This window comes from Viridibacterium curvum (genome assembly GCF_039544165.1).
Taxonomy (GTDB): domain Bacteria; phylum Pseudomonadota; class Gammaproteobacteria; order Burkholderiales; family Rhodocyclaceae; genus Viridibacterium; species Viridibacterium curvum.
In genome coordinates, this window is record NZ_BAABLD010000002.1 from 570,088 (window position 1) to 591,456 (window position 21,369).

Consider the following 21,369-nt stretch of genomic DNA (forward strand, 5'->3'; position numbering starts at 1 on the left):
CAGACCTCCGGGCACACCGTCCCCCGACTTTTCCGGCCCCCGGCCCTGTCAGAGCGAGACCGAATTGAACCCCCTGCTGGACAAGCTGCACCCCTATCCCTTCGAAAAGCTGCGCGCCCTGTTTGCCGGCGCCACACCGCCCGCTGTGGCGCCCATCCGCCTCTCCATCGGCGAGCCGCAGCACGACACGCCCCGGCTGGTGAAAGACGCCCTGACCGCCAATCTGGACGGGCTGTCCACCTACCCGACGACCCTTGGCGTAGAGGCCCTGCGCGAGTCGATTGCCGGCTGGCTGCAGCGCCGTTTCAGCCTCAAGGCCGTCAATCCGGCCAGCCAGGTGTTGCCGGTCAATGGCACCCGCGAGGCCTTGTTTGCGTTTGCCCAGTGTGTGGTCGATGGCAGCAAGCCCGGCGCTCTGGTGGCGAGCCCCAATCCGTTCTACCAGATCTATGAAGGTGCAGCCCTGCTGGCTGGCGCGGAACCCGCATTCCTGAACCAGACGAGCGAAAACGGCTTCGGCCTCGATCTCGACGAGCTGTCGGACGCCCAGTGGGCCCGCGTGCAGCTGATCTACGTATGTTCGCCCGGCAACCCGACTGGTCGCGTGCTGAGCCTCGAAGACTGGCGAACGCTGTTCGAGCTGGCGGACCGGCACGGCTTCGTGATCGCAGCCGACGAGTGCTACTCCGAGATCTACTTTGACGAAGCCGCGCCGCCACTGGGTGCGCTGCAGGCTGCCGAACAGCTTGGTCGCAAGGATTTCGAACGCCTCGTGGTGTTCCATAGCCTGTCCAAGCGTTCCAACGTGCCGGGGCTGCGGTCCGGATTTGTGGCCGGTGACGCCGCCATCCTCAAGAAATTCCTGCTCTATCGCACCTATCATGGCTGCGCCATGAGCCAGAGCGTGCAGCTGGCCAGCATCGCTGCATGGAATGATGAGGCCCACGTTCTCGATAACCGCCGCCTGTACCGGGAGAAATTCGACCGCCTGGTGCCCCTGCTGTCGCCCGTGCTGGGCATCAGCCGACCCGACGCCGGCTTCTATCTGTGGGCTCGTACGCCCGACGACGATGCCGCCTTTGCCCGCGCCCTGTATGCCGCCACCCACGTCACTGTGCTGCCCGGCCAGTACCTGGCACGCGAGGCACATGGGCTCAATCCCGGCGCGGGCTTTGTGCGCATCGCCCTGGTGGCGGGCGTCGAGGAATGCGTCGAAGCCGCCAACCGCATCGTGGATTTCTGCCAGTCTTTCCGCTAAAGACCTGACCTGAACCACAACACTGCTCCAGCAACAGATTCATTGAAAGACGAGGTAGCCATGTCCCACCCCTTGCAAACCCTGATCGAAGAAGCCTTTGAGCGCCGCACGGAAATTTCGCCTGGCTGCAGCGACCCGGCCCTGAACAACGCCATTGCCGCCGTGATCGGCGATCTGGACGCCGGCAAGCTGCGCGTCGCAGAGAAGATCAACGGTGAATGGGTTACGCACCAATGGATCAAGAAGGCCGTGCTGCTGTACTTCCGCACCCATGACAATCGCGTCATCAACAGCGGCGACCTGCGCTACTTCGACAAGGTGCCTACCAAGTTCGACGACTACTCCAGCGACGACTTCCGCGAAGGCGGCTTCCGCGTCGTGCCCTCGGCAGTCGCCCGCAAGGGTTCTTTCATCGGCAAGGGCGCCGTGCTGATGCCGTCCTACGTCAACATCGGCGCCTACGTTGGCGAGAACACCATGGTCGACACTTGGGCGACCGTGGGCTCTTGCGCACAGATCGGCAAGAACGTGCACCTCTCCGGCGGCGTCGGCATCGGCGGCGTGCTGGAGCCGCTGCAAGCCAACCCGACCATCATCGAAGACAACTGCTTCATCGGTGCCCGCTCCGAAGTCGTGGAAGGCGTCATCGTCGAGGAGAACTCGGTGATCTCGATGGGCGTGTACATCGGCAAGAGCACCAAGATCTACGACCGCGCCACGGGTGAAGTGACCTACGGTCGCATTCCGGCCGGTTCGGTCGTGGTGTCGGGCAACCTGCCCTCGGCCGATGGCAAGTATTCGCTGTACTGTGCAGTCATCGTGAAGAAAGTCGACGCGCAAACCCGCGCCAAGACTTCGATCAACGAGCTGTTGCGGGACTGAGCATCCCGTGCTCTGATGCAGAACGGGCACCGTGCAGGGGCTGACCGCCCCGGTGCCCGCTTAGTGCGACCTGACGGAGGCTGTGCATGATTTTCGATCGTCTGTTCCAGTTGATGGCCGAGCGCGAGGCCTCCGACATTTATGTGACAGCTGGCGCGCCGATTCACATCAAGATCAATGGAGCGGTCGTCCCCATCAACCAGCAGGTGATGGAGCCCGTCGTCATCCAGAAGATGGGGTACGAGCTGCTCACACCCGAACAGGGCATGGCCTTCGAGAATGACCGGGAGCTGAACTTCTCGGTGCAGCGTCCGGGGCTCGGCAACTTCCGCGTCAACTTCTTCTGGCAACGCGGCAGCATGGCCATCGTGGTGCGTTACATCCGCACGGAGATCCCGACGCTCAAGGAGCTCGGCGTACCGGAAGTGCTGGCCGACGTGATCATGGAAAAGCGCGGTCTGGTACTGGTCGTCGGCGCCACGGGTTCGGGCAAGTCGACCACCATCGCCTCGATGCTGGATCACCGCTGCACCCACGCCACCGGCCACATCCTGACGGTCGAAGATCCCATCGAGTACCTGTTCCGTCACAAGCGCTCCATCGTCAACCAGCGCGAGATCGGTTTCGACACAAACAGCTGGGGCCAGGCGCTCAAGAACGCCATGCGTCAGGCGCCCGACTGCATCCTGATCGGCGAAATCCGCGATCTGGAAACCATGAAAGCGGCCATTTCGTATTCGCAATCGGGTCACCTTGTCGTCGCCACACTGCACGCCAACAATTCGCACCACGCGCTCAACCGCATCACCAGCTTCTTCCCGCTGGAGAACCGCGAGCTGCTGTATCTCGACCTCTCTGTCTCGCTGAAGTCCATCGTCTCGCAACGTCTCGTGCGCAAGCCCGACGGCTCGCGCATCCCGGCAGTGGAAGTCTTGATGAATACCCGCCACGTCGCCGACCTTATCGAACGTGGCGAGCTCTCCGGCGTCAAGGAAGCCATGGAAAAGGCGCTGGCCCCCGGCTCGCAAACCTTTGAGCAGGATCTCTTCAAGCTCTACAGCGAAGGCACCATCACACTGGATGAAGCCTTGCAGAACTCCGACTCGCCCACCAACTTCTCCTGGCTGGTCAACAACGCCCAGCACAAGGACCAGACCGCCGGCAACACGCAGGAGAAATCGGCCCTAGCCGACTTCGAACCGGCCGAAGACGACGGCGCGTCCTTCAGTTCCTTCACCCTGCACATGGAAGAGCCGAGCTGACAGTTCGGCGTTTTCTCCCTACCAAGACATGACTCAAGACATCCACAGCAGCACGCTGCAACTGGCGCGTGCGCTGATGAGCCGCCGTTCCGTCACACCGCTCGACGAAGGCTGCCTCGAACAGATCGCCAACCGCCTCGCCGCCATCGGCTTCAACTGCGAACGCATCGACAGCAACGGCGTATCGAACCTGTGGGCGCGCCGTGGCACGACGCGGCCTGTCGTCGTGCTCGCCGGCCACACCGACGTGGTGCCGACCGGCCCGCTGGAGCAATGGCATACCGACCCGTTCCAGCCAACCGAGCAGGGAGGCTACCTTTATGGCCGGGGAGCCGCGGACATGAAGACGTCGCTGGCCGCATTCGTCACCGCGGTCGAACGCTTCGTCGCCGCCAGTCCTGATCACAAGGGTTCGATCGCCTTCTTGCTGACCTCGGACGAAGAAGGCGTCGCCACTGATGGCACAGTCAAGGTCGTGCAAGCGCTCAAGGCGCGTGGCGAAGAGATCGACTACTGCATCGTCGGCGAGCCGACCTCGGTCGACAACACCGGCGACATGATCAAGAACGGCCGTCGGGGCTCGCTCAACGGCAAGCTGACGATTCGCGGCATCCAGTGCCACATCGCCTACCCGCACCTCGGCCGCAACCCGATTCACCAGGGCGCCGCGGCACTGGCCGAACTGGCCGCCATCGAGTGGGACAAGGGCAACGAGTTCTTCCCACCGACGAGCTTCCAGATCTCCAATATCAAAGCCGGAACGGGCGCGAATAACGTGATCCCGGGCGCGATGGAGCTATTGTTCAACTTCCGCTTCTCGACCGAAAGCACCGAAGCTGGCCTCAAGGCGCGTGTCCACGAGGTTCTGGATCGCCACGGTCTCGAATACAGTCTCGACTGGAGCCTTTCCGGCAATCCTTTCCTCACGGGTCGCGGCAAGCTGACGCAGGCCATGGAGAGCGCCATTGAAGCGGCGACGGGCCACAAACCTGTGCTGTCCACAACCGGCGGCACTTCTGATGGCCGCTTCATCGCCACGATCTGCCCCGAAGTTGTCGAATTCGGTCCGGTCAATGCCACCATTCACAAGATCAACGAGCGTGTGTTGCTGGCCGACATGGCGCCCCTCTCCAAAGCATACGAAGGCGCCATCGCGGCGTTGCTCAAGTAATGGCACACGATCATCACGAACATGACGACAGCTGCGGCGACGAGTGTGGCCACAACCACGATCACTCGCACGAGCACAATCCCACCGACGAGCTGGTCACCGTCCGCGATCTGATCCGCTACGCCACCAGCCGCTTCAATCGCAACAAGCTGGTGTTCGGCCACGGTCTGCAGGACGCCTACGACGAGGCGGTCTACCTCGTGCTGCATACCCTGCACCTGCCCATCGACCGACTGGAGCCTTTCCTCGACGCCTGCATCCCGACGGATGAACGCACCGAGGTGCTTGAAATCATTCACCGTCGCAGCGATGAACGCATCCCCGCCGCCTATTTGACGGGCGAAGCCTGGCTAGGCGAATTCCGATTCACGGTCGATGAACGCGTGATCATTCCGCGCTCATTCTGCGCTGAAGCGCTCGCTGATGGCCTCTCGCCATGGATTGACGACGCATCGCAAGTCACGCGGGCGCTGGATCTCTGCACCGGCAGCGGCTGTCTGGCCATCGTGATGGCTCACTGTTTCCCCAGCGCACAGATCGACGCCATCGACCTGTCGCCAGATGCGCTCGAAGTCGCTCGCATCAACGTCGAGGACTACGGCCTGCAGGACAGCATCCGCCTCATCCAGTCAGACGTATTCTCGGCACTCAAGGACGAGCGCTACGACTTGATCGTCTCCAATCCGCCTTACGTTACCGCTGCATCAGTGGACGCCCTGCCGCCCGAATACCTGCACGAGCCCGCAATGGCTCTGGGAGCCGGAGAGGACGGCATGGAAATTGTTCGCCGCATTCTCCGCGACGCCCACCAGCGCCTCACGCCCAACGGTATTCTGCTGATCGAAGTAGGCCACAACCGGGCTGAATTCGAGGCGGCATTCCCCGCACTGGAACCCGTCTGGCTGACTACAACCAGCGAAGAAGAAAAACTTCTGTTACTGCGCGCGGACCAGTTGGCAGCTTGAGCATTTTTTGGCGTCGGGCCCCTCAAGTTTTGAGGCCGCGCCGCCGTATCAGTGCCATAGCCGGTTCATAAGAGGCGTCGCAAATCCCTGTGGCGCCTTGTTCCGGCTGAAAACAAGAGGCATTCAGCCTCATGGCACGCTGGAGATACGGGATGTCCATTACCCGCAAGATTCTGTTCCTGGTCTGTACAGCCATGCTGACGACCATCATCGTGCTGGGCGTTGCACTGGCAGGCAGTTCGGGCAGCACAGGGGTGCTGCTCACGGTCGGCATCATTGGACTGGCGGTGATTGGAGGCACTGGTTGGTTCCTTGCCAAAGCGGTGTTGCAACCGCTGAATACCATCCACAAGGCCATCGCCTGCGCGGCAGACAATCTCGACTTCACGGCAGACATCCAGGCACACGGCCAGGATGAGCTCAGCGAAATCATTCAGGCCTACAACCGCCTGATCAGCAAGCTGCGCGCGAGCTTCACTGAAATGCAGGCTTCGACATCGAAAATGCTCGAAGTCACGGAAGACGTCGATCGCTCGTCACGCAAGATTGCCCGAAATTCGGTTATCCAGAGCGATGCCTCCACCAACATGGCAGCCGCTGTCGAGGAAATGACGGTCAGCATCAGCATGGTGGCACAGCAGGCACGCGATGCCAGCCAGCACACAGGCGAATCGCGCAACATTGCCGAGCACAGCTCTGAAGTGCTGCTGACGACGCTCAACGGTATTCAAGCCATCTCTGACTCTGTTCGCGATGCCGCCGGCCGCATCAAAGCCCTGCGTGCCGACTGCGACAGCATTTCTTCGGTGGCCAACATGATCCGCGAGATCGCAGAACAGACCAACCTTCTGGCGCTCAACGCCGCTATCGAAGCAGCACGCGCGGGCGAACAGGGCCGCGGCTTTGCCGTGGTGGCCGATGAGGTGCGCAAGCTTGCCGAGCGCACCGCCAAGTCCACGCAGGAAATCAGCGTACTGCTCGGTCGCATGCAGGAGAGCGCCAAAGTTGCCGTGACGAGCATGGACAAGACCGAGGAAGCCGTCGCCAACGGCGTCACCAATGCGCGCCAGGCGGGGGAATCCATCGAGCGCATCAAGGATGGCTCATCCGCCGCCGCCAGCGTCGTCGAAGACATTTCCGATGCCATCCGCGAACAACAAGCGGGTAGCACCGCCATCGCGCAGAACATCGAGCAGGTCGCTCAAATGAGCGAGCAGAACTCGGCGGCGGCCTCGCAAGCCGCGCAAGCTGTAGTCAGCCTCGCCGGCATGAGTCGCGATGTAGCCCGTCTGCTGTCGCGCTATCGCGTCGACGCCAACGCCGAGAAGAAAGTCTTGCTGCGCGTCGCCGACATCCAGAGCGATGATTTCCCGACCGTGCGCGCCTTGCGCGCCATGGGCGAAGCGCTCAGCCAGCGCACGCAGGGACGCATATCGCTCAAGGTCTATTCGGCGGGCAGCTTCGGCTCGGAGAAGGAAGCGCTTGAACAGACGCGCAGCGGCGCGCTGGACATGGCGCGAGTCAACATCTCGCCACTCAACAAGAGCTGCCCCGAAACCATCATCCCCACCCTGCCCTTCCTGTTCCGTAGCATCGATCACATGCAGCGCGCCATGGATGGCGCACCCGGTGAAGAAATCCTGGCTTCGTGCGCATCAGATGGCTTGATCGGCCTCGCTTTCTACGACAGCGGCGTGCGCTCTATCTATTCAAACAAACCGATCCGCAGCCTCTCTGATGTGCGCGGCATGAAGCTGCGCGTGCCGCAGTCCGACCTGTGGATCGCTGTGGCCAACGCCATGGGCGCTGCAGCAACACCGATGTCGATCGACGAAATCATCGCCGGCAAGCGAACCGGCCTCATTGAAGCTGCAGAAAACAACCTGCTGGCCTTCGAAAGCTTCCGTCACTTCGAAGTGTTCAGCCATTTCTCCAGTACCGAACACTCCATGGCGCCCGACGTGCTGATCTTCTCGAAGAAGATCTGGGACGAACTCAGCGAAGACGATCGCAAGATCGTCAAGGAATGCGCCAAGCAATCCGTGTCGACGATGCGTCGCTACTGGGCCGAAAAAGAAAACGCCGCCCGCAAGAATCTCGCTGCGGCCGGCACAACCTTTGTCGGCAACTGCGACAAGAAGCCCTTCCAGGACGCCATGCGCCCGGTCTACGACAAGTTCGTCATCACCGAAAAGCAGAAGTCGTTGCTGCGCAAGATTCAGGATATGCAGTAGGCGCAGCGAAGACGATCAAGCAAAAAGGCCACCGACTGGTGGCCTTTTTGCTGTCAGCGACCCCACTCAGATCAGGGCTGAGTGATCGTGATGTTCGTGAACACGGTACGGGTCGCCACATTGTTGGCAGCAAACACGCCCGCATGCACCTTGGCAGGCAGGCCAGACAGAGTGCCGATGGCGGAGCCACTGGTGGTCCAGCTCGTACCGCCATCACGCGACACATAGGCCGTAACCGTATTACCGGAACGCACGATGCGCAACTTGGTCAGCGGTACCGATGCTGCGGTACTACCGATCGATACGGCCACACCCGTGAAGTCCTGGTTCAACGATGCGCCACCGACCCCGCTCACCAGCGCAGTCGTGCGCGCCGCGTAAAACGGCTGGTAGTCCGTGCCCGCGCCGGTCGGCGACAAGCCCGACACTACGATGATGGGCGCCGTGCTCGTCGAACCATTCGAGCAATCGCAAAGCATCACGCCAAGACGGTAAGCATCAGACGAATCCACGGTGAAAGGCACCGAAATGCTTGCCACAGTCGCGGTAAAAGTGAAGTCACCCGTGAGCTCCTTGGCCACCACGGCAAAGCTCTCACCGTAGCCAGCGAACTTGCCATTGCTGGTCAGCAAACTGACTTCACTCGCCGTGCCATCGGTCAGCGTGTAGCTCAGCGTCGAATTACCCAGAGTCGTCTGCGAGGTGTCACCACGGAAGTTCCAGGTGCTGCCCAGCCAGGCTGTCGGTGCCGAACCCGAAGAAGTACTAGACGAGGCGGAGGAGGTGCTGGAAGAGCTCGCAACACTGGAAGCGCTGGAACTCGCACTGGACGTCGTGCTCGAACTGCTGGAGCTGCTCGACGCAGATGACGTCGCCGCGCTGCTGGAGGACGACGATGGCGCACTGCTGCTGGCGCTGGTTGTGCCGGCGCTCACACTGCCACCACCTCCACCACCACCGCAGCCTGCAATCATCAGCATCACCAGGCCTAGTGCTGGCGCAACCCCACGCCAGCGGCAAAAGCCGCCGGACTTTCCGTACGTACCCATCATCGACTCCGATCTCTACTTGATTTTGATTCTTGAGGTCGGACGTGTTGCGACAAACACGCAGGAATGCCGCAAAGCACATCGCACTCTTTTTCCTGATTTTTCAGCAGTTTACCCAGCAAACACGAAACCATCCAGCATTACGGTGTGCACTACGCTACACCTGCCTGTTGATCCCCGGTAACGATCTGCCACGCGCCCCCCTGATGCAGTTCCAAGGCACGCTGATGAAACTGCGCCAGGCTTGTGTGATGCCCCACGCTGAGCACGATGCTGTCGGGCAGCGCCTCAATGATCATCGCGTACAAGGCATGCTCCAGCCCTGCATCCAGGGCCGAAGTCGCTTCATCCATGACCAGCAGCCGAGGACGATTGACCAGAACGCGTCCGAAGGCCAGGCGCTGCTGCTCTCCGGGCGACAGGATCTGCGACCAATCACGCTCATCGTCGAGCAAATCGACGAGTTGGGGCAGCTGCACACGCTGCAGGACCTCACGGGCGAGAGCATCATCAAGGGCCTGCCCGGGGTAAGCCAGTGCGAGGCGCAGGCCGCCAACGGGCAAATAGGGCCTCTGGGAGAGGAATAGCGCATTCGCGTCAGTCGGTCGTGCAAGTTCCCCCCGGGTATATGGCCACAAGCCAGCCACAGCGCGCAACAACGTCGTCTTGCCCGCACCGGATGGTCCCCGGACCAGCAAGCGCTCGCCCGCCACTAATGAGAATGACAGCTCACTTATCAGCGGATCCCCCTCGGGATGCAGCACCGAGAAGCGATTGACTGTCAGACGATCTGCCACCGGCACGACACTGGGGACCGGTAGTGCGTTCACCTCGGTCATGTTTTTGACGAATCCGCTCAGGCGATCGAGCACGGCGCGGAAGATCGCGAATTTGTCATAGGACTCGCGGAAGAATGACAGCGCATCCTGCACCTGATTGAAGGCCTCCAGCGTCTGCATCAGATCGCCTAACTTGATTGCACCGCTCAGCACGCGTGGCCCTTGAATCAGCAAGGGAAAGATCACGCCAACCTGGCCAATGGTGAAATTGAATCCATTGAACTTGAGCTCCCGCCACAATGTGGCCCATGAGTTTGCAATTACGTTGCCAAAAGCCCCCTCGAGTCGCGACTTCTCGACCTTTTCCCCGCCATACAACGCAATGCTTTCGCCGTATTCACGAATACGAATCAGCAGATAGCGATAGGTCGCAGAAAACTGTTCCGCAAGGAAGTTCAGACGGATAAGGGGCCGGCCGATCCAGAAAGCGAAAAAGCTGGTGGTCAAGACATAGACATAGACGAGAAAAACCATCGCCCGCGAAACCTCATGACCCATGACGGTCAACGAACCTGACAAGGTCCACAGCAAGGTTGTGAAAGCAACTATCGACACCACGGCCTTGACGCCATCCAGAGCAAGCTCCACCGCCTTCTCGCCCAGGGTTTCTGTATCCTCCTGAATACGCTGTTCGGGGTTGTCCTGCTGCGTTTCAGCGTGTCGAGCGAGATAGTAGGCCCGGGATGACATCCAGGCATTGAGCAATTGCTCGTTGAGCCATACACGCCAGTGAATGCGAAAAGCTTTCCTGATGAAGGCGTCGAGCAGCAGGCGAACGATGTGAAGGCTGGCCAACAATGCAAACAGCCAGACACTGAGCCAGAAGACCTTGGCATCAAGGTTCTGCAAGCTGGTATAGAGGTCGTTGTACCAGAAAGAAAAAACGAGGTTCAGCCGCACGGCCATCAGCGAGACAAGCAGCATGAGCCCCAGCATCAGCAGCGGCCGCAAGCTCGTTCGAGGGGAGAAATAGGCTCCCGTGATCAGGCGAAACTGACGCCCCCAAACGGTCCAGCGCATCAACCCCAGCATGGCAGGCACAAACACAATCAACGTCAAGGCATAGGCCTTGGCTAGCCAGATGCTGCTGGCAATGAGCTCATTTCCCCAGTTCATCAAGCACTTCCAAAAATTGCGTAGGACGGAATCCTACAGAGTTTGCTCACTCCACTGAGACATCGCGCTTAGAAGATATGGCAATGCAGCGTGGAACTTTTTAGTTTGATCGCCATACTAAAGCCTTGGGCAGAGTCAGAGTCCGTCGCTGCCAAAACCAGAACATTCCCAGGAGACAGCAATGAAAATGCGCCATGCCCTCGTCGGCACGCTCGCGCTTGCACTCACAGCCAGTGCGTGGGCCGCCAACCGCCCCAAAGGATGGGTCACCATCTGCACCGAAGGCCAGACCTGCTCGGTCGCCGCCAACACCAATGTCGCCTTCGGGCGTGCCGATCAGTTCTTCTACAAGGTTCTGAGTGGCAGTTTCGCCTGTGCCGAAGCCACCTTCGGCGGCAAGATCGCTGGCGGCAAGAACGAATGTTCGACGGCTACCACCAGTGCCTCATCGTCTAGTGTGGCCAGCAGCTCTTCGTCGACCGCCACTTCGAGCAGCAGCTCCTCGAAGTCGTCCTCCTCGTCAGTGGCAAGCTCCATCAGCTCATCCTCCACGTCTTCGAGCAGTGTGGCCTCCAGCGCAAGTTCCTCGGGCATCCCGGCAGCGACCGGCACCACGATCAACAGCACGACTGTGACGATTCCGGCCAACACCACTAGAGACTATGGCTTCCAGCGCATCGGCATCGTCGCACAGGCATCAAACTGTGATGACGAAGGCCAAAAACCGGTGTTCAAGCTCGAAGATGGCGCTTCGCTGAAGAACGTCATTATCGCCGGAGGCCTGAACGGGTCAGACGGCGTTCATTGCGAGGGCAACTGCACCCTGGAAAACGTGCACTGGGAGGACGTCTGTGAAGACGCTGCCACCATGCTCGGCGGCAGCGGCAAAATCATGAAAGTCATTGGCGGTTCAGCCAGCCACGCGTCGGACAAGATCTTCCAGCACAACGGCAAGGGCAGCACCATCCAGATCACCAACTTCTCAACCTATGGTGACGTACAGCGCTTCTGGGCATCGTGCGGCAACTGCTCCAGCAATGGCGGTCCGCGCTACCTGGTCGCCACTGGTGTGACCATCAACGGCAAGGTCGTCAAGCCGGATGGCAGCGCGGGTTACCTGCTGCGCCTCAACTCCAACTATGGCGACAAAGCCACAATCCGCAGTTGGAAGATCAAGGGCTGGACCAAGGGCAATCCCAAGGTCTGCGTGCAAGCCATCGGCGTGCAGCCGGGCGAAGCCCAGACCAACCAGGGTGAGTTCTGGAACACGGCCTACTGCGACGTCAAGGAGAGCGACATCACCAGCTTCTGATCAAGATGCAGTGTGAAGAAAAACCCGGCCAAGGCCGGGTTTTTAATTGCTGATTGCGCTCAGGCTGCCTTGCGCAATTCGGTGGGCGTGTCAGCGGCTGCCTTGCGACGCGCGGGCTTGCGGCGAACCGCTCCCGGGTCAAATGCTCCATCCAGCCCACGCAATGCGTCCTTGCGGGCTTTCAGCGCCATCTTGAAGGCACCTTCTTCACCATATTTCTTTACCGAGAACTTCACACGTTTGCGACGCCCGTCCGGTAGCGGCCAGGAGGCCACCCAGAACCAGCGCTGCTTGTCTTCGGACAGGTCACGGGTTTCCGATGCGCAATAACGGCACACCCCGACCACGCCGGAGCGGTTGTTCTTCTTGACGATGTTGGAATATTCGCGCATGGAAAAAGGCGGATTGTTGCTGATGACCTCATCACGGTAGCCTTTGGCCGCCGCAAAGGACTTCTGCTTCCCACCATGCACGCCGTCGGAGAAATGCTTGCGATGAATCACGCCACGACGCTGGATAGTTACCAGCCAGCCATGCGTACGGCTGACTTCGTTATCCACGCGGCTGATTCCATAAACACTACCTCTGCTCACGTCGTTCCTCCAGATACTTTGAGGGTTATGGCGGCGATGTGAGGGATTTCGGCAAGTAGGCAGAAAACTTTAGCCAGTTCCGCGTTTCCGGGCAGGGTGCCGACAAGCGCAACACAGGGCGCCGAACCCCTGTCTGGTTCTCAAGTCCTGTGCATTTCTGGTCGGTATAAAACCAGCGGGCATCGCCGCCGGCAAGAATGCAGTGGTGTGAGATGAAGATCGAGCAATCCAGCCTTTCCATGCAGGGCGCCGCGCAGCGGCAAAGCATGGCGCGAAGCGAAACCAACATGCAGTTCACGCTGCGTGCTCCTCGCCAGGAAGCTCCGCCTCCGGCAGAACGCGTCGATATCAGCACGGCTGGACGCGACGCTTTGGGTGCCGCGAATGAAGTTGGCACGACAGAATCGAGCAAATCACCCGCAGACGAGCGTCTAAGCTTGCTGATCGCCGTGATCGAACAGCTGACTGGCCGAAAGGTCGAATTCTTCGACAGCTCCGACCTTGCCAACGTTGCGCAAACAGGTGACGCCTCCGCTGACTCCGCCGCCATTCCACAAGGCCGCACAGCGCAACCCGAACCGGAGTGGTCGTTCCACTTCGAGCATCGGGAAGTGCAAGAAACTACGGAAGCCATGCAGTACTCGGCACGCGGAACGGTCAAGACGGCAGACGGTCGCGAGATCAGTTTCGACTTCGCACTCGAAGTCAGCCGCCATGAACGCCGCAGCAGCGAAACCACCATCGATGCGGGCAACGTACGCAAAGATCCGCTGGTCCTCAACCTCGCAGGCGGCCCTGCCCTGCTGAGCGCCCACCGCATCCAGTTCGACCTGGATAGCGACGGCAAGAAGGAAGCCATAGCCACATTAGGCAGTGGCAGCGCATTTCTGGCCATTGATCGCAACGGCAATGGCGTCATCGACGACGGCAGCGAACTCTTTGGCCCACGCACCGGCAGTGGCTTCAGCGAACTGGCTGATCTCGACAGCGATAACAACGGCTGGATCGACTCCTCCGATCTGCAGTTCTCGCAACTGCAGGTATGGCGACCGGGCGGAACGTTACAGAGTCTGGGGACAGCCGGCATTGGCGCCATAGCCCTGCAGAACGCAGCAACCCCTTTCGCACTGCGCGAGGGCACAGATGACCGAGGCATGATCCGCAGCACAGGGATCTATCTGAACGAAGACGGCACGCCTGGCAGCATCCAGCACGTCGACTTGACGGTCTAGTTGCGGCAGGGCTTGATTCGGGCTTAGTTGTCTACCAGCTGCAAGTCGCCCCCACCCCCAAACCCCAGAGATGTGGTGTCGGTCGGACGCGTAGCAGGTGTTCCGGTTGCAGCAGAAAGCGCCGTTTCGGACTTTGCCAAACGGCGTGACACCGTTGATACCAGACGCTGACGGAAGTGTTCGAGACACTCTTCGGAAGTCAGCGACAAGGCAGCAGGCGAAATATCCAGGTAAGTCACCGGTGTCAGGCTGACCACCGTGGCATGCTGAAGGTGGTCGATCTCATCGAGATAGGCTGTTTCACCGAACGACTCGCCAACGCCCAACTTCGTCACCACACGACCGCCGACCGATACTTCGACCTCACCCTCGAGCAAGATTCCGAAGCGCTGGTCGTTGCTGCCTTCGCGAACCAGCTGGGTCAGTGGCTCCACCTTGCGCCAGACCGCGAAGCGCACGACCTCCCAGATCTCGATGTCGTCGAATTCAGTGAAGAACGACAGCTTGCGCACCGCCGAGAATCTCGAGTTATCAGGGGTACGCTGGTTTTCGTCATAGATCTTGTAACGGACTGCGGTCAGATCCTTGGCAAACTCGGCGCCGTTCTTGTAGCGGGAGTACAGATCTTTTTCCAGCGCTTTACGGATGACCATGTCCATGGACTCCGGGACATCCGGGTTGAGCTGACTTGCAAGTGGTGGATCGGCGTTGATGATCTTGTAGACAAGCTGGGCCGGGTTCTTGGCGCGGAATGGCAGACGCCCCGTGAGCAGGTGAAACAACACGACACCCAGCGAATAGAGGTCGGTCTTCTGGTTGAGCGGGTAGCTCTTGATCTGCTCGGGCGACATGTAGGCTGGTGAGCCCACACCCATGATGAAGGTCGAATCCTGATCGCTCTTCTTGTTCACGTTCATGGCGAGCCCGAAGTCCGTGATCTTCACGTTGTCGTTCTCATCCATGAGGATGTTGGCGGGCTTGATGTCGCGATGGACGATTCCCTGCCGGTAGGCGTAGTCCAGCGCCATGCAGCACTTGAAGACGATGCTGACCGTGCGATGCAGCGGTAGCATGCGCTCGTAGCTGCAGTACTCCTCCAGCGATTTGCCGTTGAAGAACTCCATGACGATGTACGCCTCTTCCTTCTCGATCACCGCCTCGAAGATCTTGATGATGTGCGGGTGATCGAGCTTGCGGGCAACGCCTTCTTCGGCGCGCAGCAGTTTGAGGAGGCGCCGGTTCCACTTGGCCTCGTCTTTGCCTTTTTCCTTGAATGAGATGTGTTTCAGCGCAACCGGTTCAGGGTAGAAGGGATTCTCGGCGAGATAGACCGTCGCCGTAGCGCCTTTACCCAGCTCGCGGATGATGCGGTACTTGCCAATTTTCTCAGGAAGGCTGGACATCGCGACTCTGTCAGAAAATTTCCTACAAGCAGTGTAAACCGGCCAGGCGATCCGCAATGCAAAAAAGTTCAGGAAGCTGGCTTGAAATACCTACAACGGCCCCAATGTGGCCCAGCTGAACCCGAAAGGCATAGCTGAGGATACTTCATGCAAGACACACAAGAGCCGGTACAGCCCACGGAACCGATGGATGGTGCCCCACAAGACGGCGCGGACAGTGTTTCCCCTGCCGACGAGCTGGAAACCCGCCTTCGCGAGGCAGAGCAGAAAGCAGGCGAGCACCACGACGCGTGGCTGCGGGCCAAGGCCGAGACAGAGAACGTGCGTCGTCGGGCACAGGAAGATGTGGCCAAGGCAGCCAAGTTCGCCATCGAGAAGTTCGCCAATGAACTGCTGGTGGTAAAGGATGGACTCGAACAGACCCTGTCAGTCGAGGGAGCCACGCCTGAAGCACTGCGCGAAGGCGTCGAGCTGACCCTGCGCAACCTGGTCAAGGCCTTCGAAAAGAGCGGCCTCGAAGAAGTTGCACCGGTCGGCGAAAAATTCGATCCGCACAAGCACCAGGCCATCAGCCAGATCCCGTCGGAACACCCGGCCAACACGGTCGCCCAGGTCTTCCAGAAGGGTTACCTGCTCGAAGGTCGGGTTCTGCGTCCGGCCCTCGTCGCGGTGTCCAGCGGTAGTGGCGCCTGAAACCCTATTGAAATCCGGGGCATCGGCCCTAAATGGAATCCAGGTTCCCGGTGCTGCATGAGCGGGCCGGACTACAGATTGAATTGACGGAGTATTGAACATGGCAAAGATCATCGGTATCGACCTCGGTACGACCAACAGCTGCGTGGCCATCATGGAAGGCGGCACGCCGAAAGTCATCGAAAACTCGGAAGGCGCACGTACCACGCCCTCCATCGTCGCCTACCAGGAAGATGGCGAGATCCTCTGTGGCGCACCGGCCAAGCGCCAGGCCGTGACCAACGCCAAGAACACGCTGTACGCCGTCAAGCGCCTGATCGGCCGTCGCTTCGAAGAGAAGGAAGTGCAGAAGGACATCAACCTGATGCCCTACACCATCACCAAGGCTGACAACGGCGACGCCTGGGTCGAAGTGCGCGGCAAGAAGATGGCTCCGCCGCAGATTTCGGCCGAAGTGCTGCGCAAGATGAAGAAGACTGCGGAAGACTACCTGGGTGAAGAAGTCACCGAGGCCGTCATCACCGTGCCCGCCTACTTCAACGACAGCCAGCGCCAAGCCACCAAGGACGCCGGCCGCATCGCCGGTCTGGAAGTCAAGCGCATCATCAACGAACCGACCGCAGCGGCCCTCGCCTTCGGTCTGGACAAGGTCGGCAAGAAAGACCAGAAGATCGCCGTGTTCGACCTTGGCGGCGGTACCTTCGATATCTCCATCATCGAAATCGCCGACGTCGATGGCGACAAGCAGTTCGAAGTGCTGGCCACCAATGGCGACACCTTCCTTGGCGGTGAAGACTTCGACCAGCGCCTGATCGACCACATCGTGGCCGAGTTCAAGACCATCAACGGCATCGACCTGTCGAAAGACGCGATCGCTCTGCAGCGCATCAAGGCGGCTGCCGAGCGCGCCAAGATCGAGCTGTCGTCCGGCCAGCAAACCGAAATCAACGAGCCTTACATCACCATGGTCAATGGCGCTCCGGCCCACTTGACGATGAAAATCACGCGCGCCAAGTTCGAGTCGCTGGTCGACGAACTGGTCAACGCCACCATCGAACCCTGCCGCAAGGCCCTCAAGGACGCCGGCCTGTCGGTGTCGGACATTGACGACGTCATCCTCGTCGGTGGTCAGACGCGCATGCCCAAGGTGCAGGAGAAGGTGAAGGAATTCTTCGGCAAGGAACCGCGCAAGGACGTGAACCCTGACGAAGCCGTTGCCGTGGGCGCGGCCGTGCAAGGTGGCGTGCTGCAAGGCGATGTGAAGGACGTGCTGCTGCTTGACGTTTCGCCACTGACGCTCGGCATCGAAACCCTGGGTGGTGTGATGACGCCTATGATCAAGCGCAACACCACCATCCCGACCAAGCACTCGCAGGTGTTCTCGACGGCTGACGACAACCAGCCCGCCGTGACCATCAAGGTCTACCAGGGCGAACGCGAAATGGCGGCCGGCAACAAGCTGCTCGGCGAGTTCAACCTCGAAGGCATTCCGCCCGCACCGCGTGGCACGCCGCAGATCGAAGTGTCGTTCGACGTGGACGCCAACGGCATCCTGCACGTGAAGGCCGCCGACAAGGCAACCGGCAAGGAAAACAAGATCACCATCAAGGCCAACTCCGGCCTGTCGGAAGATGAAATCCAGAAGATGGTGAACGACGCAGCAGCCCACGCCGAAGAAGACAAGCGCCAGCACGAGCTGATCGACGCGCGCAACCAGGCTGAAGCCCTGGTGCATTCGACGAAGAAGGCGCTTGCCGAACACGGCGACAAAGTCAGCGCTGAAGAGAAAGGCAAGATCGAAGCCGCACTCAAGGAGACGGAAGAAGTCCTCAAGAGTGACGACAAGGCCACCATCGAAGCCAAGGCCCAGGCGCTTGCAATGGCCAGCCAGAAGCTGGGCGAAGCCATGTATGCCCAGCAACAGGCTGCCGGGGCAGGTGCTACGGCAGAAGCCGCTGGCAAACCCGCTGACGACAACGTGGTGGACGCCGAGTTCACCGAGGTGAAGGACGCCAAGTAAGCGCCCCTCCCCGCCGACGGGCGCGCCGCCGGTTCTCGGTTGCGCGCCCGTCGTCGTATCATGGGCTGTTGTTTTTCACCGGTAGAAATCGTCATGAACGCTACGCCAGCGAACACCTCCGGCACCCTCAGCTTTGCGCCTCGCAGCGAGTTCTTCAACACGCTGAAGTCACGCGTTGATGCCTACTTCACCGACAACGGAGTGAGCACCAACGGCAACGCCCTGCTCTACAGCAAGGCGCTATTGGGTTACGGACTCATCATCGGCGGCTACATCAGCCTGGTCTGGGGGGTGAGCAGCCTGTGGGCCGCACTCGTCGCGGGTTTCCTGCTCGCACAGGGCTACATCATCGTCGCCTTCAACGTAATGCACGATGGCGCGCACGGCAGCTATTCGAAGAAGCGCTGGGTGAACTGGCTGGCTGGCGCAACGATGGATGTCATCGGCAGCAGCCAGATGCTGTGGCGGCAGAAACACAACCTGCTGCACCACACCTATCCCAACATCGACGGGAAAGACGACGACATCTCGATCGGCGCCCTGATGCGCCTGTCGCCCAACCAGCGCTGGTATCCCTGGCACCGTCTGCAGGCGCTTTATGCGCCGGTGCTGTACGCCATGCTGACCATGTACCTCGGGCTGTTCAGCGATTTCCACAAACTCATCAGCAATCGCATCGGCACCACGCCGTTGCAACAGAAGGCCGGCTGGGAGATCCCCTGGTTCATCGTGCACAAGGCCGCCTATCTGGGCTACACCCTTGTATTACCGAGCTTTTTCCACCCTTTCTCGCATGTCGTGCTGGCTTTTGTCGGCGTGCATGCGGTGTTCGGTCTGGTGCTATCGCTGGTCTTCCAGCTTGCGCACACGGTCGAAGGCACGGACTTCCCGTTGCCTGACGCGCAGCGCAAGATGGAAAACGAGTGGGCCGTGCACCAGATGAATACGACGGCCGACTTTGCGCCGACCAACTGGCTGGCGACCTACTACATGGGCGGCCTCAATTACCAGGTCGAGCATCACCTTTTCCACAAGATCAGCCATGTGCACTACCCGCAGATTGCGGCAATCGTGCGCAAGACCTGCGACGAGTTCTCGGTGCGTTACCTGTGCTTCCCCAGCGTCACGGCGGCACTCAAGGCGCATTTCAAATTCCTGCACCGACTCGGGCGACGACCCATTACGACATGACGCGTGGGCACGCCGTGCCCACTCAACCCAACAGCAGAGATACTGAAGAATGGCCAAGCGGGATTTTTACGAAGTACTGGGCGTGAACAAGGATGCGTCGGACGACGACATCAAGAAGGCCTATCGCAAGCTCGCCATGAAGTACCACCCGGATCGCAATCCGGACAGCAAGGAGGCCGAAGAGAAATTCAAGGAGGCCAAGGAAGCCTACGAAATTCTCTCTGACGGCAACAAGCGCGCCGCCTACGACCGCTACGGTCACGCAGGCGTCGACCCCTCGGCGGGCGGCGGCGGTTTCGGCGGCGGCGGTCAGGGCTTCGGTGACTTTGGCGACGCGTTCGGGGGCATCTTCGACGAAATCTTCGGCGGCGGTCGTGGCGGTGGCGGCGGACAACGTGTCTATCGCGGCGCCGACCTGCGCTACAACCTCGAGATCACACTTGAGGAAGCCGCACGCGGCGTCGACAAGACCATCCGCATCCCGGTCATGGAAAGCTGCGAGACCTGCCATGGCTCCGGCGCCAAGCCCGGCACACAGCCGAAGACCTGCTCCACCTGCGGTGGCGCCGGTCAGGTGCGTGTGCAACAAGGCTTCTTCTCGATCCAGCAGACCTGCCCCAAGTGCCATGGCTCGGGTCGCATGATCACCGACCCCTGTGGCAGCTGCCACGGCGCAGGTCGCGTCAAGAAGCAAAAGACGCTGGAAGTGAAGATTCCCGCCGGTATCGACGAAGGCATGCGCCTGCGTCACAGCGGCTACGGCGAAGCCGGCGTGAATGGTGGCCCGGCGGGCGACCTTTACGTCGAAATCCACATCAAGCAACACGCTGTCTTCGAACGTGAAGGTGACGATCTGCACTGCGAGATGCCGATCAGCTTTGCTACAGCAGCACTTGGGGGCGAAATCCAGATCCCGACGCTGGATGGCGCAGCCAGTATCAAGATCCCTGCCGAAACTCAGACAGGCAAAGTGTTCCGCCTGCGTGGCAAGGGCATCAAGAACCTGCGTAGCCACATGACGGGCGACCTGCATTGCCATGTGGTCGTCGAAACACCCGTCAAGCTGACAGACCGTCAGCGTGAGCTGCTACGTGAGTTCGAGGAGATCGGGCGCGGTGAAGGTGATCGCCAGAACCCCAAAGCTCAGAGCTGGATGGACAAGGTGCGAGACTTCTTCGCAAGCTGAGTCATGCTTCACCAGCACATCATGGCCGGCCCCGGCAGCATCAGTTGCGGGGCCGCCAGATCTGCTCAAAATTGATGTTCAGCATTGTCGACTCCCGGGGTAGCAAGGTGACAATCTTGAACTCCGGCGCTGCCGAGGTATCACGTCGCGTGGGTTCCATCTGAGCCAGCCCCTTGGCATTGATGAGCGTCGCGACAACGGGCGTGTTGGCTTGCTGCCCGCGCTTCCACACGACGCCAACCTCCCCATTGGCAAGCTTGACCAGACTCCCCGGCGGATACATGCCGACTTCCTTGATCAACAGCCCGGGAAAGGGACATTCCCTGCCCTGCCCCAAATTGATGTACACCTGTTTGGCGGCTTCTGCCGCTGGCACAGCCTTGCGGTAGGAGCGCTGGCTGAGCATCGCGGCATAGACATCTGCCGTGTGCAGGAGACTTGCCAGCAAACTTGGCGAGCGGATGCCTCTCGGGTAGCCGCCCCCCTCCTCGTCCTCATGGTGCTCCAACACCGCACGCAACCATTCTTCGTCTGGAACACCCAGCGACATCAGTAGCCTGGCTCCCTCCTCGGGATGCCCCACGATGCCCGCCCGCTGCTCCTCCGTGAGGGGCGACTTCTGGTTTGTCAGCAACTGCTGAAGCTCGATGATCGCAATGTTCTGTGTCAGTGCAGCACAGCACAAAGACATGCGTGAGTCTTCATCGAAATCGCCTCGCCGCGCCACGAGCTCACATAGCACTGCCACATGCAGGCTGTGTGCGATCGGGTAACGTTTGAACTCCTTGAGCTGAATCGCCGCCAAAGCCAGGTCAGGACTCCGCTCGCACAGATCCATGACGAGCCGCGCGAAGACCTTTACCGAATGGAAGAAGCTGCCGTCTCGAGGCTGATCTCTCATGAGCGCAGACATGCCGGCTTGCACCCCTTGCCAGACTGACAAGGGATCATAGGCCTGACGCA

The 21,369-nt window shown here is 60.2% G+C and carries 17 protein-coding genes; 12 read left to right on the forward strand and 5 right to left on the reverse strand.

What is annotated here, in order from left to right:
* The first annotated feature begins 64 nt into the window (after positions 1–64).
* From dapC to dctP, 6 genes are all read left to right on the forward strand, one after another.
* On the forward strand, positions 65–1,258 hold the full coding sequence (gene dapC / locus ABEA02_RS03905; protein WP_345531519.1) for a succinyldiaminopimelate transaminase: 1,194 nt from the start codon (positions 65–67) through the stop codon (positions 1,256–1,258).
* Between the two features lie 60 nt (positions 1,259–1,318).
* A complete protein-coding gene (gene dapD / locus ABEA02_RS03910) occupies positions 1,319–2,140 on the forward strand; it encodes a 2,3,4,5-tetrahydropyridine-2,6-dicarboxylate N-succinyltransferase (RefSeq protein WP_345531520.1) in 822 nt (273 codons plus the stop codon).
* Positions 2,141–2,226: 86 nt separating this feature from the next.
* Positions 2,227–3,402 (forward strand): PilT/PilU family type 4a pilus ATPase, encoded by a 1,176-nt coding sequence (locus ABEA02_RS03915; protein WP_345531521.1) that lies wholly within the window; start codon positions 2,227–2,229, stop codon positions 3,400–3,402.
* A 28-nt stretch (positions 3,403–3,430) separates the two neighbouring features.
* Positions 3,431–4,573: a succinyl-diaminopimelate desuccinylase gene (gene dapE, locus ABEA02_RS03920; protein ID WP_345531522.1), complete on the forward strand. Its 1,143-nt coding sequence runs from the start codon at positions 3,431–3,433 to the stop codon at positions 4,571–4,573.
* Positions 4,573–5,538 carry a 50S ribosomal protein L3 N(5)-glutamine methyltransferase gene (gene prmB / locus ABEA02_RS03925; protein WP_345531523.1) on the forward strand — a complete coding sequence of 322 codons (966 nt, stop codon included), beginning with the start codon at positions 4,573–4,575 and terminating at the stop codon, positions 5,536–5,538. Before dapE ends, prmB begins: the two co-directional genes overlap by 1 nt.
* 152 nt (positions 5,539–5,690) lie before the next feature.
* The gene (gene dctP / locus ABEA02_RS03930; protein WP_345531524.1) at positions 5,691–7,772 is read left to right on the forward strand and encodes a TRAP transporter substrate-binding protein DctP; all 2,082 of its coding nucleotides are present in this window, start codon (positions 5,691–5,693) and stop codon (positions 7,770–7,772) included.
* 71 nt (positions 7,773–7,843) lie between these two features.
* On the opposite strand, the gene ABEA02_RS03935 is transcribed toward dctP, so the two are convergent.
* Positions 7,844–8,821, reverse strand: coding sequence for a hypothetical protein (locus ABEA02_RS03935; RefSeq protein ID WP_345531525.1), 978 nt, complete (start codon positions 8,819–8,821; stop codon positions 7,844–7,846).
* 152 nt (positions 8,822–8,973) lie between these two features.
* On the reverse strand, positions 8,974–10,776 hold the full coding sequence (locus tag ABEA02_RS03940) for an ABC transporter ATP-binding protein/permease (RefSeq protein WP_345531526.1): 1,803 nt from the start codon (positions 10,774–10,776) through the stop codon (positions 8,974–8,976).
* A 181-nt stretch (positions 10,777–10,957) separates the two neighbouring features.
* On the opposite strand from ABEA02_RS03940, the gene ABEA02_RS03945 reads away from it, so the two are divergent.
* Positions 10,958–12,088, forward strand: a complete 1,131-nt coding sequence (locus ABEA02_RS03945; RefSeq protein ID WP_345531527.1) for a pectate lyase — start codon at positions 10,958–10,960, stop codon at positions 12,086–12,088.
* Between the two features lie 59 nt (positions 12,089–12,147).
* Here ABEA02_RS03945 and ABEA02_RS03950 read toward each other — a convergent pair whose 3' ends face one another.
* Positions 12,148–12,681, reverse strand: a complete 534-nt coding sequence (locus ABEA02_RS03950) for an AP2 domain-containing protein (protein ID WP_345531528.1) — start codon at positions 12,679–12,681, stop codon at positions 12,148–12,150.
* A gap of 212 nt (positions 12,682–12,893) precedes the next feature.
* Here ABEA02_RS03950 and ABEA02_RS03955 point away from each other — a divergent pair, with 212 nt between their 5' ends.
* Entirely contained in the window at positions 12,894–13,913 is a 1,020-nt protein-coding gene (locus tag ABEA02_RS03955; protein ID WP_345531529.1) for a hypothetical protein, read from the forward strand.
* A gap of 23 nt (positions 13,914–13,936) precedes the next feature.
* Here the strand turns inward: ABEA02_RS03955 and ABEA02_RS03960 are convergent, their stop codons facing one another.
* Positions 13,937–15,316 carry a serine/threonine protein kinase gene (locus ABEA02_RS03960; protein ID WP_345531530.1) on the reverse strand — a complete coding sequence of 460 codons (1,380 nt, stop codon included), beginning with the start codon at positions 15,314–15,316 and terminating at the stop codon, positions 13,937–13,939.
* A 147-nt stretch (positions 15,317–15,463) separates the two neighbouring features.
* Between ABEA02_RS03960 and grpE the strand changes: the two genes are divergently transcribed.
* The 4 genes from grpE to dnaJ all read left to right on the forward strand — a co-directional run bounded on the left by grpE (position 15,464) and on the right by dnaJ (position 20,406).
* Positions 15,464–16,009: a nucleotide exchange factor GrpE gene (grpE, locus tag ABEA02_RS03965; RefSeq protein WP_425584655.1), complete on the forward strand. Its 546-nt coding sequence runs from the start codon at positions 15,464–15,466 to the stop codon at positions 16,007–16,009.
* A 100-nt stretch (positions 16,010–16,109) separates the two neighbouring features.
* Positions 16,110–18,029: a molecular chaperone DnaK gene (dnaK, locus tag ABEA02_RS03970; RefSeq protein ID WP_345531531.1), complete on the forward strand. Its 1,920-nt coding sequence runs from the start codon at positions 16,110–16,112 to the stop codon at positions 18,027–18,029.
* A 93-nt stretch (positions 18,030–18,122) separates the two neighbouring features.
* A complete protein-coding gene (locus ABEA02_RS03975) occupies positions 18,123–19,220 on the forward strand; it encodes a fatty acid desaturase family protein (RefSeq protein ID WP_345531532.1) in 1,098 nt (365 codons plus the stop codon).
* Positions 19,221–19,269: 49 nt separating this feature from the next.
* Entirely contained in the window at positions 19,270–20,406 is a 1,137-nt protein-coding gene (gene dnaJ, locus ABEA02_RS03980) for a molecular chaperone DnaJ (RefSeq protein ID WP_345531533.1), read from the forward strand.
* Positions 20,407–20,446: 40 nt separating this feature from the next.
* Here dnaJ and ABEA02_RS03985 read toward each other — a convergent pair whose 3' ends face one another.
* Complete coding sequence (locus tag ABEA02_RS03985) at positions 20,447–21,319, reverse strand: HD-GYP domain-containing protein (protein WP_345531534.1); 873 nt, start codon at positions 21,317–21,319, stop codon at positions 20,447–20,449.
* Positions 21,320–21,369 lie beyond the last annotated feature (50 nt).